Source organism: Bacillus sp. FS02, assembly GCF_024398395.1.
GTDB lineage: Bacteria > Bacillota > Bacilli > Bacillales > Bacillaceae > Bacillus > Bacillus altitudinis.
In genome coordinates, this window is sequence record NZ_CP074101.1 from 3209112 (window position 1) to 3224340 (window position 15229).

13 protein-coding genes, 1 other RNA gene and 1 other annotated feature are annotated in these 15229 nt (G+C 42.6%); of the genes, 12 read left to right on the forward strand and 2 right to left on the reverse strand.

Annotated features, from left to right (window positions below):
* The first annotated feature begins 35 nt into the window (after positions 1 to 35).
* The 6 genes from KFQ09_RS16375 to dtd all read left to right on the forward strand — a co-directional run bounded on the left by KFQ09_RS16375 (position 36) and on the right by dtd (position 6745).
* A complete protein-coding gene (locus tag KFQ09_RS16375) occupies positions 36 to 524 on the forward strand; it encodes a cation:proton antiporter regulatory subunit (RefSeq protein WP_008342734.1) in 489 nt (162 codons plus the stop codon).
* 99 nt (positions 525 to 623) lie between these two features.
* Positions 624 to 980, forward strand: coding sequence for a LapA family protein (locus KFQ09_RS16380; RefSeq protein WP_025207709.1), 357 nt, complete (start codon positions 624 to 626; stop codon positions 978 to 980).
* Positions 981 to 1060: 80 nt separating this feature from the next.
* Positions 1061 to 3394 (forward strand): single-stranded-DNA-specific exonuclease RecJ, encoded by a 2334-nt coding sequence (gene recJ, locus KFQ09_RS16385; protein WP_255835824.1) that lies wholly within the window; start codon positions 1061 to 1063, stop codon positions 3392 to 3394.
* 23 nt (positions 3395 to 3417) lie between these two features.
* Positions 3418 to 3930, forward strand: a complete 513-nt coding sequence (locus KFQ09_RS16390) for an adenine phosphoribosyltransferase (RefSeq protein ID WP_008342729.1) — start codon at positions 3418 to 3420, stop codon at positions 3928 to 3930.
* A gap of 142 nt (positions 3931 to 4072) precedes the next feature.
* Complete coding sequence (locus tag KFQ09_RS16395) at positions 4073 to 6283, forward strand: RelA/SpoT family protein (protein ID WP_008342726.1); 2211 nt, start codon at positions 4073 to 4075, stop codon at positions 6281 to 6283.
* A gap of 18 nt (positions 6284 to 6301) precedes the next feature.
* The gene (gene dtd / locus KFQ09_RS16400) at positions 6302 to 6745 is read left to right on the forward strand and encodes a D-aminoacyl-tRNA deacylase (protein ID WP_017358114.1); all 444 of its coding nucleotides are present in this window, start codon (positions 6302 to 6304) and stop codon (positions 6743 to 6745) included.
* 96 nt (positions 6746 to 6841) lie between these two features.
* Here the strand turns inward: dtd and KFQ09_RS16405 are convergent, their stop codons facing one another.
* Entirely contained in the window at positions 6842 to 8422 is a 1581-nt protein-coding gene (locus KFQ09_RS16405; protein WP_251210937.1) for an N-acetylmuramoyl-L-alanine amidase family protein, read from the reverse strand.
* A gap of 137 nt (positions 8423 to 8559) precedes the next feature.
* Between KFQ09_RS16405 and KFQ09_RS16410 the strand changes: the two genes are divergently transcribed.
* The 5 genes from KFQ09_RS16410 (at position 8560) to KFQ09_RS16430 (ending at position 13288) form a co-directional block, all read left to right on the forward strand.
* Positions 8560 to 8730: a YrzK family protein gene (locus KFQ09_RS16410; protein WP_003216250.1), complete on the forward strand. Its 171-nt coding sequence runs from the start codon at positions 8560 to 8562 to the stop codon at positions 8728 to 8730.
* Positions 8731 to 8788: 58 nt separating this feature from the next.
* Positions 8789 to 9028: a binding site (T-box leader), on the forward strand.
* Positions 9029 to 9101: 73 nt separating this feature from the next.
* Positions 9102 to 10376 carry a histidine--tRNA ligase gene (gene hisS, locus KFQ09_RS16415; protein ID WP_008342721.1) on the forward strand — a complete coding sequence of 425 codons (1275 nt, stop codon included), beginning with the start codon at positions 9102 to 9104 and terminating at the stop codon, positions 10374 to 10376.
* Positions 10377 to 10394: 18 nt separating this feature from the next.
* Positions 10395 to 12173, forward strand: coding sequence for an aspartate--tRNA ligase (gene aspS, locus KFQ09_RS16420; RefSeq protein WP_046344996.1), 1779 nt, complete (start codon positions 10395 to 10397; stop codon positions 12171 to 12173).
* A gap of 77 nt (positions 12174 to 12250) precedes the next feature.
* Positions 12251 to 12431: non-coding RNA, 6S RNA (gene ssrS / locus KFQ09_RS16425), on the forward strand.
* A 92-nt stretch (positions 12432 to 12523) separates the two neighbouring features.
* Complete coding sequence (locus KFQ09_RS16430) at positions 12524 to 13288, forward strand: tRNA threonylcarbamoyladenosine dehydratase (RefSeq protein ID WP_008342718.1); 765 nt, start codon at positions 12524 to 12526, stop codon at positions 13286 to 13288.
* Positions 13289 to 13320: 32 nt separating this feature from the next.
* On the opposite strand, the gene KFQ09_RS16435 is transcribed toward KFQ09_RS16430, so the two are convergent.
* Positions 13321 to 14586: a replication-associated recombination protein A gene (locus KFQ09_RS16435; RefSeq protein WP_060832473.1), complete on the reverse strand. Its 1266-nt coding sequence runs from the start codon at positions 14584 to 14586 to the stop codon at positions 13321 to 13323.
* Between the two features lie 207 nt (positions 14587 to 14793).
* On the opposite strand from KFQ09_RS16435, the gene cymR reads away from it, so the two are divergent.
* Positions 14794 to 15213 (forward strand): cysteine metabolism transcriptional regulator CymR, encoded by a 420-nt coding sequence (cymR, locus tag KFQ09_RS16440; RefSeq protein WP_008342713.1) that lies wholly within the window; start codon positions 14794 to 14796, stop codon positions 15211 to 15213.
* Positions 15214 to 15229: the final 16 nt, after the last annotated feature.

Below are 15229 nucleotides of genomic sequence, written 5' to 3' on the forward strand. Positions count from 1 at the left end.
TGGGCATTTGGCTTTTATTCATTGGAGGGGCTGTTATGAAGGTTCGGGAAACTGAACTGCCAGGTATCGGTCACAAAGCCGAAATGATCACAAGAAATAATGAGAAGCTTGCCATTATCACACATGATGACGGCAGAAGAGAGATGTATCATTTTCAAGAAGATGATCACGAAGAATGTATTTCTGGTATCTTGCTTAGCGATGAAGAAGCAAGACAAATCTCGGCTATTTTAGGCGGCATGGTCTATAAACCTAAAGCGCTTGAGACAGTGGAGGTGGCCATTGATGAACTTATCATTGAATGGTTTAAGATTGAAAAGAACGCACCGGCTGTTAACCAGACGATCGGAGACCTGAGTGTTCGCCAAAACTATCAAGTAACAGTCATCGCCATTGTGAGAAAATCACATGAGAAAATTTTAAATCCAGGACCAGATACGGTGATTGAAGAAGGAGACACCCTTGTCATCTCTGGAGAAAGAAAAGAATTAAAGAGCCTCATTAAAGAAAAACTCAGCAGCTAAACGCCCATGCTGATAGAAAACCTTCCGCCATGTTCTTTCGGTGTTTAAAAAGGACAAGAAAGAGGGAAGAATAAAAGAAAAAGCTTGGGGGATTTGTAGATGAATAAACAACAATGGACCATCATACTCGCATTTATTTTCGTATTAATTGTCTCAGTATTTGCTGTTATTAACGTGCGGCCTGTACAGGTAGACTACTTATTTGGAACGGCTGAATGGCCGCTGATCCTTGTCATTATCGGTTCTGTTCTGATGGGCGGACTCATTGTGGCTTTTGCGGGGATTTTCCAAATTGTGAAACTGAAACGTGAATTAAAAGCATTAAAAGCTGAACGTGCGGCCACTGTGACTGCCCCTACTGCTTCTCCAAAAAAGGTAGACAAGGACGTTCAAAAGAAAACGAATGTCACACCTTTAAAAGAACAGCCAGCGTCTTTTGACCGGAAGGAAAAATAATCTTCCAGTACAATTTCATAAAATAAAAATTGAAACCCCTCAGTCCACTCTAGTATAATAGTGTGGTTGAGGGTGAATTTATGTTATTATCCAAAATGCGTTGGGAATATGAACATCCTAGCGAAGAAAAAGTGAAATCACTCTCTGAAAATCTGAATATTTCAGCGCTGACTGCATCACTTCTTGTACAAAGAGGACTCGAAGAAGTAGAAGAAGCGAGGTCTTTTTTATTTGATCAAAAAGCCGAATTTCATGATCCATTCTTATTAAAAGGAATGAAAGAAGCAGTAGAGCGCATCAACAAAGCGATCGAAGAGCAGGAATCGATTGTGATCTTCGGAGATTATGATGCAGATGGTGTGACAAGTACTTCTGTACTTTTACATACACTTAAAGAACGATCTGCGAAGGTAGACTTTTATATTCCAGATCGATTTAAAGAAGGATATGGGCCAAACGAACAGGCTTTCCGATATATCAAAGAGCAAGGAGCATCGCTTGTCATCACCGTGGATACAGGGATCGCTGCTGTAAATGAAGCACGTATTGCAAAAGAAATAGGATTAGACCTGATCATCACAGATCACCATGAACCAAGCGAGGAACTGCCTGAGGCACTTGCGATTGTACATCCTAAGCAGCCTGGGTGTGAGTATCCATTTAAAGAGCTGGCGGGTGTCGGTGTTGCGTTTAAAGTGGCGCATGCACTCCTCGGTAAACTCCCAGTAGAATTATTAGATCTTGCTGCAATCGGTACAATTGCGGATCTTGTCCCGCTGCATGATGAAAATAGATGGATTGCCAAAAAAGGTCTGATGCAGCTTCGTCAATCTAGACGGCCTGGGTTAAAAGCGTTATTAAAAGAGGCAGGCGCCACTCTTGAAGAAGCAAATGAGGAAACGGTCGGCTTTCAAATTGCGCCAAGGCTGAATGCTGTTGGACGAATTGAGCAGGCAGATCCGGCTGTTCATCTTCTCATGACTGAGGATATGGATGAAGCAGAAGAACTCGCTCGTTTTGTACAAGAATTGAACAAAGAACGGCAGAAAATTGTGAGTACGATCACGGAAGAAGCCATTCAAATGGTCGAAGAGACAGGTGCTGACCAGTCTGCTATCGTCGTAGCAAAAGCTGGCTGGAATCCAGGCGTTGTCGGCATTGTTGCCTCAAAATTGACGGATACATTTTCTCGTCCGGCTATTGTGCTTGGAATAGAGGAAGAAACGCAGATGGCGAAAGGGTCAGCCCGAAGTATTCCTGGCTTTGATTTATTTTTCCATTTGAGCAAGTGCCGTGACATCCTGCCGCATTTCGGTGGACACCCGATGGCAGCAGGAATGACACTTCAAGCGGATGATGTTCCTTTACTTAGGGAAAGATTGAATCAATATGCAAATGAAACGTTGACTGAAGAAGATTTTATTCCAATTCAACGGGTCGATGCAGTATGTAAAGTGGACGAAATGACGGTGCAAGCCATTGAAGAAGTGGGACTGCTGTCCCCGTTTGGCATGCAGAATCCTAAGCCGTTCATTATGATTGAAGACGCCCAGCTTGAAGACATCCGAACGATCGGGGCCAATCAAAATCACATTAAAATGTCACTAAAAGACGAAGACAAGCTGCTCGACTGTGTCGGTTTTCACCAAGGCAAACTAAAAGAAGAACTTGTCCCAGGGAGTCAAATCTCTGTCGTTGGCGAGGTCTCGATTAATGAATGGAATAACCGAAAGAAACCTCAGCTCATGCTAAAAGACGCTAGAGTCGATGAATGGCAGCTGTTTGATTTACGCGGGAAAAAAGATTGGGAAAAGAAAGTATCAACACTTGATCCAGCAAAAACGATGGTCTTCTGTTTTGACGAAGAAACAAAAAAGCAATCGGAGCTGGTGGATATTCCGATTCACCTTATTGATGCAGAAAATGTATCCACGTTTGATGTGCAGGAAAAGTATGTGATCTTTGCCGATGTTCCTGCCGATGAACACTTGCTCAAGCTGCTTTTAGAAAATCAACAACCAGCAAGAATTTATACGGTGTTTCAGCGGAAAGAAGATCACTTTATGTCCTCATTCCCGAGCCGTGATCAATTCAAATGGTTTTATGGGTTCTTGTTCAAACGGGGAAGTTTTCCTATTAAAGAACAAGGCATGGAGCTTGCCAAACATAGAGGTTGGACAAAAGATACAATCATTTTTATGACAAAGGTGTTTTTTGAACTCGGTTTTGTTAAAATAGAGAATGGTGTGCTGTCAATAGTGCGTGATGCCCCTAAAAAAGATTTAACCGCATCATCGTCTTATACAGCAAAACAACGATTGATGGAACTCGATCAAACACTAACATATTCCTCAGCCAAAGAGCTGAAGGAATGGCTGAATAGCATGATGAGCGAAGTCTCACCTGTGCTTTGACGTACGAGGAGGAAAAGGAAAAGATGGATTTAAAACAATATGTGACAGTTGTACCTGACTACCCAAAGGAAGGTGTACAATTTAAAGATATTACAACGTTAATGGATAAAGGCGAAGTGTACCGTTATGCAACGGATCAAATCGTTGAATACGCGAAGGAAAGAGACATTGATCTCATTGTTGGACCTGAAGCGCGTGGATTCATTATTGGCTGCCCTGTAGCATACGCACTTGGTGTAGGTTTTGCCCCCGTTCGTAAAGAAGGAAAGCTTCCTCGTGAAGTCATCAAAGTCGATTACGGTTTGGAATACGGTAAAGATGTATTAACGATTCATAAAGATGCAATTCGTCCTGGTCAGCGTGTACTGATCACAGATGATTTGCTTGCGACAGGTGGAACGATTGAAGCATCCATCAAGCTGGTTGAGGAATTAGGCGGCGTTGTGGCAGGGATTGCATTTTTAATTGAGCTGACGTATCTTGATGGCAGAAAGAAGCTTGACGGTTACGACATCTTGACGTTAATGCAATACTAATGGAGTTTTACGCAAAAAGCACTCAGTAAGAAGGGTGCTTTTTTCCTATCAAAAATCTTTTAGCGGACTTCTTCTCTTTACATCTATCGAATTTTTCTTGATAATAAACTACAATACAGTTTTCATTTAAAAAGGTGATTCCATGGCGAACGAACAAGTTTTAACGGCGCAGCAGGTCATTGATAAGGCAAGAGAATACCTGTCCGCTGAACATATTCAATTTATAGAGCGTGCATACGAATATGCTGAAAATGCTCACAAGGAGCAATACCGGAAATCCGGTGAGCCCTATATTATCCATCCTATTCAAGTGGCGGGAATTCTTGTTGATCTTGAAATGGACCCTTCGACCATTGCTGGCGGCTTCTTGCATGATGTTGTCGAAGACACGGATGTGACATTAGAAGATTTAAAAGAGCATTTTAACGAAGAAGTAGCCATGCTTGTTGATGGTGTGACAAAGCTCGGAAAGATTAAATATAAATCACAAGAAGAACAACAGGCTGAAAACCATCGTAAAATGTTTGTTGCAATGGCGCAGGATATTCGCGTCATCTTAATTAAGCTGGCAGACCGTCTTCACAATATGAGAACACTCAAACACCTTCCGCAGGAAAAGCAGCGAAGAATTTCAAATGAAACCCTTGAAATCTTTGCACCGCTTGCGCACAGATTAGGGATTTCAAAGATTAAGTGGGAGCTTGAAGATACAGCCCTCCGCTATTTAAATCCGCAGCAATACTACCGGATTGTGAATCTCATGAAGCGCAAACGAGCGGAACGTGAGGAATACTTGGACGAGGTTGTCAATGAAGTAAAAGACCGCGTGTCTGAGGTGAACATTAAGGCTGAATTCTCCGGCAGACCGAAACATATTTATAGTATTTATCGAAAAATGGTCATGCAAAATAAGCAATTTAATGAAATATATGATTTGCTGGCTGTACGTATTTTGGTTGACAGCATTAAAGACTGCTATGCGGTACTTGGTATTATTCATACATGCTGGAAGCCGATGCCAGGCAGATTTAAGGATTATATTGCGATGCCAAAGCCGAACATGTATCAGTCTCTTCATACAACGGTGATTGGTCCAAAAGGGGACCCGCTTGAAGTTCAGATTCGTACAGTGGAAATGCACGAAATTGCTGAATACGGAATTGCCGCACACTGGGCGTATAAAGAAGGCAAAGAGTCAGCAGAATCGACGGAAGAAGCCGTTTTCCAGAAGAAGCTGTCTTGGTTTAGAGAAATCCTTGAATTCCAAAATGAATCCACAGATGCGGAAGAATTTATGGAATCGTTAAAAATTGATCTTTTCTCTGATATGGTGTTTGTATTTACACCAAAAGGAGACGTCATCGAGCTACCGTCTGGTTCCGTACCAATTGATTTCTCATACCGGATTCATTCGGAAATTGGGAATAAAACAATCGGAGCCAAAGTCAACGGTAAAATGGTCACACTTGATCATAAGCTAAAAACAGGTGACATTATTGAAATTCTGACATCTAAGCATAGCTATGGACCAAGCCAGGATTGGGTCAAACTTGCCCAAACCTCCCAAGCGAAGCACAAGATCAGACAGTTTTTCAAGAAACAGCGCCGTGAAGAAAATGTCGAAAAAGGCCGAGAACTTGTGGAGAAAGAAATCAAAAACCTTGAGTTCGATGTTAAAGACATCTTGACCGCTGAAAATCTGCAAAAAGTGGCCGATAAGTTTAATTTCTCAAATGAAGAGGACATGTATGCAGCTGTCGGTTATAACGGAATTACGGCACTCCAAGTCGCCAATCGTTTAACGGAAAAAGAAAGAAAACAAAGAGATCAGGAAGAACAAGAGAAAACCGTTCAAGAAGTGTCTGTAGAGTCAAAACCATATCACGGGAAAAAACGGGAAGCTGGCGTGCGAGTGAAAGGCATTGATAACTTGCTTGTCCGTTTATCTAAGTGTTGTAATCCTGTTCCTGGTGATAGCATTGTTGGCTTTATTACAAAAGGCCGTGGCGTATCTGTTCACCGTGATGACTGTCCGAACGTGAAGACAGGAGAAGCGCAGGAACGGTTAATCCCGGTTGAGTGGGAGCATGAACAGCCTGCTCGAAACCGTAAAGAATACAATGTGGAAATCGAAATATTAGGATATGACAGACGCGGCTTACTTAATGAGGTGCTTCAAGCAGTCAACGAAACCAAAACGAACATCTCGTCGGTTTCTGGTAAGTCTGATCGTAACAAAGTGGCGACGATCCATATGGCGATCTTTATCCAAAATATTAACCATTTGCACAAAGTGGTAGAACGCATCAAACAAATCAAAGACATTTACTCTGTTCGCCGATTTATGAATTAGAAAGGAAGTATATCGTCTATGAGGCTTGTTGTTCAGCGTGTGACGAGTGCATCTGTGAAAGTAGAAGAAGAGATCACAGGTGCCATCAATGAAGGCTATATGGTGCTCGTTGGGGTTACACATGAAGACACAGAAGAAGATGTGCATTACTTAGCTGAAAAGCTCGCACACTTGCGTATTTTTGAAGATGAAAACGGGAAAATGAATCATTCTTTGTTAGATGTAAAAGGAAGTGTACTGTCTGTGTCTCAATTTACCCTTTACGGTGATACGAGAAAAGGCAGACGGCCGAACTTTATGAAAGCTGCCAAACCGGATATGGCGAATTCACTTTACGAATGCTTCAATGAAACGCTTAGAGAAAAAGGCATCCATGTTGAAACTGGACGTTTTGGGGCGATGATGGACGTCTCATTGACCAATTCGGGGCCTGTCACCATGTTGATGGACAGCAAAGAATAGAAAGACATTAGACTGTAGATAAACTCTTGCTGAGAGTTTGTTTAGAGTCTTTTTCTTTTGCGATCAAACAAAAAAGAGGCGCGCGGCCTCTTTTTTCTATCGGAAATATTGTTTTAATCCTTCTGTCATTCCTTCTGTCACTCGTTCTTGGTAAGAGGCGCTATAAATGATCGCTTCTTCTTGAGGATTGCTTAAATAGCCGAGTTCATATAAAAGGGAAGGGCGCTTGTTTTCTCTTAAAACAAAATAATCTCCAAATTTGACTCCTTTATCAGGGATCTGTGATCGTTTTGCGACTTCCGTATGAACGCTTGTCGCCAGACGTTGATCTTTGGATGCCTGATAATAATATGCGGTGCTCCCTCTGATACTTGGGTCCATAAAACTATCATAATGAAGACTAATAAATGCATCTGCATTTCGGTAATGTGAAGTGGCAACCCTCGATTGAAGGCTGATGAATGTATCATCACTTCTTGTTAAATAGACATTTGCTCCAGAAGCTCTTAACTTACCCGCCAGCAAATGAGCGGTTTTGATCGTGATATTCTTTTCAAATGCACCGTCTGCGCCGATCGTGCCGCTGTCTTTTCCGCCATGCCCAGGATCAAGAACAATTGTTTTGCCTTTTAAAGATCCAGTGCCAGACGATGAATCCTGCTGAGGTCTTGGTGCTTCGCTGCTATTTTTCTTTGTTTGAACGACCCAGCTCGCCACGTAGCCTGTTCCGCCGTTTGATAATGTCACCTCGTACCAGTCACCTTGCGTACGAACAATTTGATAAGCAGCTCCTTTTGTTGCTCTTTCTGCAATTCCAGCAGAGGTAGAAGCGCTTTTTCTAATATTCGTTCCATCATAAACGATGTACGCTTTCTGATGAGATGACGAAGAGGATGAATTCTTTTCAGGTGCTGCACTTGTTCCTTGGTTTGAGACAATATAATAACTTGCAACCCAGCCTTTAACGCCTTTTGCTTCGATTTCATACCAGCCATTTTGCTCCCGTAAAATGGTGACTTGAGTGTTGCGGGAAAGTGAAGCGGCCACTTGTGCGTTTGGTGCCGCCGATTTTCGAACATTCAAGCTTGATACGCCAACTGTGCCGGACTGTTTAGAACGAGCGGGCTCAGCTGAACTGGATGAAGAAGCGTTTTGTCCGCCAGAAATATAATCAGAGTGGACCCAGCCTTCCGCTTGTTTGTACGATATTTTTGTCCATTCGCCGCTTGTGTCCAGCTTTTTAGCGGAAGCGCCCTGCGGGAAAGTGCCAATGACTTGATAGGAAGTCCCTGGGCCTGTCCGAATGCGAAGGTCAGAGGCTGTTGACGTAATTGAACTGCTTCCTTGCGTACTTTGACCTTGCGTCTTTTGCTTAGCAGGCTTTTGTGCATCAGATGACTTGGTAATCAGCCATGAGACGACCCAGCCTTTTTGTCCGTTCGATAGACCGATCTGTACCCATTCTCCTTGTTCAGTGAGAATCGGGTAGCTTTCTCCTCGTTTCACAACTGCTGCGATCCCGTAGCTTAAACCAGGTCCGGTTCGCACATTGATTTCATCTGTTGCAACGACAGCTTGATCTGTTTGAGCCGTCGCATGTGTCATTGGCCAAGTGTTGGCAATGAGGACAAAACAGGTGAGCAGCAACATCATGTGATGGTGTGTTTTCAGATTCAAAACGGTGTTTTCCCCTCCCTTGTAAAACCGATGAATGTTAATTCGTTATGTAATGGATGAATTCCTTGCAGTTTCCCTAATAAAATTGAATCAATCTGTTTATACTAAATAAAAATGTGATAAAAGGATGTACAAACATGAGATTAAGCAGAAAATTAGGACGAGTGCAATATAATGGACATCGTGATATCGACCGCTGGCAGCACGACGAAATGGATCAACCAGGCTTCCTTGAAGAAACGGCATCTGAATACGGATGCACGTCAAAAGAAGAGCTGGAAAAGAAAAAGAGACACGGCAAGGGTTGACAGAGTGGCAGCACCGACCTTATTATAATATAAATCAACACACTTGAAAATTTAAAATGTGGAACTGATGATAGAGAATAGTAGGGTAAATTGCGTGAGCAGAGAGGAATCGCCTTAGGCTGAAAGCGAATCCGCATGGCATTTATCACGAAAGAACACTCTGTAGGTTTCCTGCTGAACACTCAAAAAATGAGTCATTAGGCGGAGAACGTGAATCTGCGTTAAGGATTTGAGCGGGAACATGGCTAGATCATGTTCCAACTAGGGTGGCACCACGGGTATAACTCTCGTCCCTACTATACACATAGTAGAGGCGGGGGTTTTTTATATGTCCACATAAAAAATGAATGATGGTCGTAGGAGGACGAAAAATGAGTTTTAATATTCCAAGAGGCACACAGGATATTTTACCGGGAGAATCAGAACGCTGGCAGTATGTTGAACAAATTGCGAGAGATACATGTGCAGCCTTTCAATACAAAGAAATCCGCACACCGATTTTTGAGCATACGGAACTGTTTGCACGAGGAGTAGGCGAGTCAACAGATATCGTTCAAAAAGAGATGTACACATTTGAAGACAAAAAAGGACGTAGCATCACACTTCGCCCAGAAGGAACAGCTTCGACTGTCCGTTCTTATGTTGAAAATAAACTGTTTGCACAGCCTGCACAGCCTACAAAGCTGTACTACATTGGACCAATGTTCCGCTATGAGCGTCCGCAAACGGGAAGATATCGTCAATTTTATCAATTCGGAATTGAAGCGATCGGTTCAAAAGATCCTGCCATTGATGCAGAGGTCATTTCATTAGCGATGAGTGTGTATGAGAAAGCGGGTCTTTCCAACTTAAAACTCGTCATTAACAGCCTTGGTGACAAAGAAAGCCGTGCAGATTACCGTCAAGCACTTGTCGAGCACTTTGAACCAAGAATTGATGAATTCTGTCACGACTGCCAAATTCGTTTACATCAAAATCCATTGCGTATTCTTGATTGTAAAAAGGACCGCGATCACGAACTGATGGCAACGGCACCATCCATTCAAGATTACTTAAATGAAGAATCACGGACTTATTTTGAAAAAGTAAAACAATACTTAACCGATCTAGGCATTGAATATGTCGTCGATCCGAACTTAGTGCGCGGTCTTGATTATTACAATCACACTGCCTTTGAGATCATGAGTAATGCAGAAGGCTTTGGCGCGATCACAACATTAGCCGGCGGCGGCCGTTATGATGGACTTGTTGAAGGAATTGGCGGTCCTGAATCACCAGGTATCGGCTTTGCGATGAGTATTGAACGTTTCCTATCAGCGATTGATGCAGAGAAGATCGAGCTTCCTGTTCAAGACGGCATTGATTTATATATTGCGGCATTAGGAGATCAAGCAAAAGATTATGCTGTTGGCTTATTGAATCGCCTAAGAAAAGAAGGCATTTCAAGTGAAATGGACTATACAGGGAAAAAGCTAAAAGCACAATTTAAAGCGGCAGACCGCTTGAAAGCCAAGTTTATTGCAGTTCTTGGTGAAGATGAGCTAGCGCAGCAAATTGTAAACGTAAAAGATACGACAACGGGTGAACAAATTGAAGTGAAGCTTGATGAGCTGATTCAAATGATGAAAGCCCACCAGAAAGCGTAAAGAAGGAGTGGAATGTTTGTGTTTGGTAGAACTTTTTATTGTGGAGAAGTAACAGAAGACCAAATCGGTCAAACCGTTGTATTAAAAGGATGGGTACAAAAACGTCGTGACCTTGGCGGATTAATCTTTATTGACCTGCGTGATCGTACAGGCATTGTGCAAGTTGTCTTTCATCCAGACCAATCAAAAGAGGCTCTTGAGACAGCAGAATCGATTCGGAATGAATATGTCCTTGATATTAAAGGGACAGTGGTCGCAAGAGAAGAAGCCACGATCAACCCAAATTTAAAAACAGGCAAAATTGAAATTCAAGTCGACACAGTCACTGTTTTAAATGAAGCCAAGACGCCTCCATTTGTGATTTCTGATCAAGCAGATGAGGTATCAGAAGATGTGCGCTTAAAATACCGCTACCTAGATCTTCGCCGTCCTGCGATGTTTGAAACGATGAAAATGCGACATGAAGTCACAAAAGCATTCCGCCATTTCTTAGATGATCACGGCTTTCTAGACATTGAAACGCCAATTTTAACAAAAAGTACGCCAGAAGGTGCGCGTGACTATCTTGTGCCAAGCCGTGTACACGAAGGAGAATTCTATGCGCTGCCGCAGTCTCCGCAATTATTTAAGCAATTGCTCATGGTGTCTGGGATGGACCGCTACTATCAAATCGCTCGCTGCTTTAGAGATGAAGACTTGCGTGCTGACCGTCAGCCGGAATTTACACAAGTCGATATTGAAATGTCCTTTATGAGCCAAGAAGACATCATGACGCTTGCTGAAGAGATGATGGCAAAGGTGATGAAAGATGTCAAAGGTGTTAACCTGACATTGCCATTACCTCGTATGACGTACGATGAAGCGATGAATTCCTATGGTTCTGACAAGCCGGATACCCGATTTGACATGAAGCTTGTCAACATTTCAGATACGGTAAAAGACTCAGATTTCAAAGTCTTCAGCGGTGCTGTAAACAATGGCGGAGCTGTCAAAGCGATTAATGTCAAAGGGGCTGCAGCAAACTACTCAAGAAAAGACATCGATGCACTTGGTGCATTTGCAGCGAACTATGGTGCAAAAGGTCTCGCTTGGCTAAAAGCTGAAGGGACAGAGTTAAAAGGACCAATCGCTAAATTCTTTGATGAGTCAAAACAAGCAGAATTAAAAGAACAGCTTCAAGTTGAAGAAGGCGACCTTTTACTTTTTGTCGCTGACAAAACGTCTGTTGTCCATGATGCGCTTGGCGCACTTCGTTTAAAACTTGGCAAAGAGCTTAAACTCATCGATGAGTCTGTCTTCAATTTCTTATGGGTAGTCGACTGGCCGCTGCTTGAAAAGGATGAAGAAGAAGGCCGCTTCTATGCTGCCCATCATCCTTTCACAATGCCAGTTCGGGATGATCTTGAATTAATTGAAACAAGTCCAGAAGATATGAAAGCTCAAGCGTATGATCTTGTGCTGAACGGCTATGAGCTTGGCGGAGGTTCTATTCGTATTTTTGAAAAGGACATTCAAGAGAAAATGTTTGGTTTACTTGGCTTTTCTAAAGAAGAAGCGTACGATCAGTTCGGCTTCCTTCTTGATGCATTTGAGCATGGTGTGCCTCCGCACGGCGGAATTGCGCTTGGACTTGACCGCTTAGTGATGCTGCTTGCCGGCCGATCTAACCTAAGAGATACCATTGCGTTTCCGAAAACGGCAAGTGCAAGCTGTGTTCTCACAGATGCTCCTGGCACTGTAAGCGCAGCGCAGCTAGATGAACTGAGTTTGGCTATTAAAACAAAAGTAAAACAGTAAAATAGGCGCATGTTTATAGGCATGTAAACGCTTGAAAAAGGGACATGCCTATGATATGCTTTCATCAACCAATAAATAAAGTCCTGATACGTACGGTGGTTACCTAGTTTTGACCGAACATTTTTTTCTACGGGAGCTTGCCTTTCCTTTCTGCATAAATGCCTCTTCTGAGGACTTATAAAGTGAGGAAGAAAGCACCCACCTGCATGGTGCGGGGTTCAAAACGAAGGAGAAGCTGGCGGCGTGATCGGGACTTTTTTGTGTTTTTTTCTATTTGAGAAGGATGACGGAGAACGCTGAATATGATATGATTCTTTCGATTCATTTTAAATAAAGGTGGAGTGAGGCACTTGTTACATCAGTTTTCAAGAAACGAGCTTGCCATTGGCAAGGAAGGCTTAAATATATTAAAAAACAGTACAGTTGCAGTGCTTGGAGTAGGCGGCGTAGGTTCTTTTGCAGTAGAAGCCCTTGCTCGTTCAGGTGTTGGCCGTATTGTTCTTGTTGATAAAGATGATATTGATATTACAAATGTAAATAGGCAGCTGCCAGCTTTGCTATCAACGGTTGGTCAGCCTAAAGTTGACTTAATGCAGGCAAGAATTGCTGACATTAACCCAGAATGTGAAGTTGTTGCGCTCAAAATGTTCTATACAGAAGAAACATATGAACAATTCTTTGAGTATCCACTTGATTATGTCATTGATGCATCAGATACAATTCATTATAAAATTCATTTAATGAAAGAGTGCCTGAAACGCGATGTGAACATTATTTCGAGTATGGGTGCTGCAAATAAAACAGATCCGACACGTTTTAAAATTGATGACATCTCGAAAACACATACAGACCCAATTGCGAAAGTCGTTAGAACACGCCTGCGGAAGGAAGGCATTCGTAAGGGAATTGAAGTTATTTTCTCTGATGAAAGTCCGATTGTCATTCGTGAAGATGTGAGAAAAGAAGTGGGAAATGATGAAGCGAAAATTCGTAAGGCACAAATGCCGCCATCATCCAATGCTTTTGTTCCATCTGTGGCTGGACTGATCATGGGTGGTCATGTCATTATGAAACTGTTAAAAGACATTCCGATTACACGTGTGAAAGATAAATAAACAGCCCGCCTGCTTAGAGCAGGGGGCTTTTTTTATTTTTGCCGTCTTAAATTTTCGTACACTTGCTTTAGTGCACCTTCAAATTTTCCAGTTTGCTTTGGTTCATAATATTGCTTGTTTTTCAGCGGGTCAGGTAAATATTGCTGCTTCACCCAGCCATTTTCATAATCGTGCGGATATAAGTAATCGGCGCCTCTTCCAAGTGCTGCTGCCCCTTTATAGTGGGCATCTTTTAAATGAACGGGAATTTCACCAATTTTCCCCGTGCGAATATCATGCAGTGCCGCATCAATCGCTTGGTAAGCGGAGTTTGACTTTGGAGAAAGACACAGTTCAATCACGGCATTAGCGAGTGGAATTCGTGCTTCTGGGAAACCAACTCTCTCAGCTGTTTGAACAGCGCTTAACACACGTGGCCCTGCCTGCGGGCTGGCTAAGCCAATATCTTCATAAGCCATCACAAGTAATCGTCTCGAAATGCTTTCAAGGTCTCCCGCTTCAATGAGTCTTGCAAGGTAATGCAGCGCAGCATCTGCGTCAGATCCTCTAATGGATTTTTGAAAAGCCGAGAGGACATCATAATGGGCATCACCGTTTTTATCATGCGAGAAGCTCTTTTTTTGTAAACATTCTTCTGCTGCAGCTAGAGTGATCGTGATCTGTCCAGATTCATCCGCTTTTGTCGATAAGACGGCTAGTTCAAGCGCATTTAAAGCGGAACGCACATCTCCTCCGCATCCATTTGCAAAATGATTCATTGCCTCCTCATCAACTTTGACCGAATAACCGCCAAGCCCGCGATGTTCATCCTGTAAAGCTCGAGATAATGCAGCTTTGATTTGCTCTGTTTCCAGCGGCTTCAGCTCAAATATTTGTGTCCGGCTACGGATGGCTGGGTTGATCGCATGATACGGATTAGCTGTTGTCGCGCCAATTAAAATAATCATGCCATTTTCTAAATACGGAAGAAGGAAATCCTGCTTCCCTTTATCGAGTCTGTGGACTTCGTCTAAAATCAAGATGACTTGACCACTCATTTTCGCTTCAGCGGCGACAGCTTCCATATCTTTTTTGTTATGAATCACCGCATTCAATGTACGGAAGGCAATGCTTGTACTGCCAGCGATTGCAGTTGCAATGGATGTTTTGCCGATTCCCGGCGGTCCGTATAAAATCATCGAGGACAAATGTTCTGCCTCGACCATTCGTCTAATAATTTGACCTTCTCCAACGAGATGCTCCTGCCCAATAATGTCTCCAATATGACTTGGGCGCATCCGATACGCTAAAGGTTTCATGATTATCTCTCCTAAAGCAATGTCTTGTTTGTATAGAGTACCGAAATTTCTTCAAATAGAAAAGGGATGCGTCCTCGTTTTGAGCTCAGAACCCGCAAATGAAAGTTGGCTAAAAGTATGATATAATTGCTTTTGGTCTATATAAGCGTATATGAAATCAGAAAAATAATTGATGACATAGAAATAGAAAACGCAGAGGTGTTTAACTTGAAAATTTCTACTAAAGGCAGATATGGTCTGACGATCATGATCGAATTAGCCAAAAAACATGGCGAAGGCCCTACATCATTAAAATCAATCGCTCAAAACAATGATTTGTCTGAGCATTATTTAGAGCAGCTTGTATCACCACTTCGCAATGCACGTCTTGTGAAAAGTATCCGCGGAGCGTATGGCGGCTATGTGCTTGCCCATGAGCCAAACGAGATTACAGCCGGTGATATTATTCGTGTATTAGAAGGACCTATTAGTCCTGTTGAAGTGATCGAAAACGAAGAGCCAGCAAAGCGTGCACTTTGGATTCGTATTCGTGATGCAGTAAAAGACGTACTAGACAATACAACTCTTGAAGACTTGGCAAGTTATAAAGATGACGAGGATCAAGAGGCGTATATGTTCTATATTTAGATCAGAGGTGTACCGG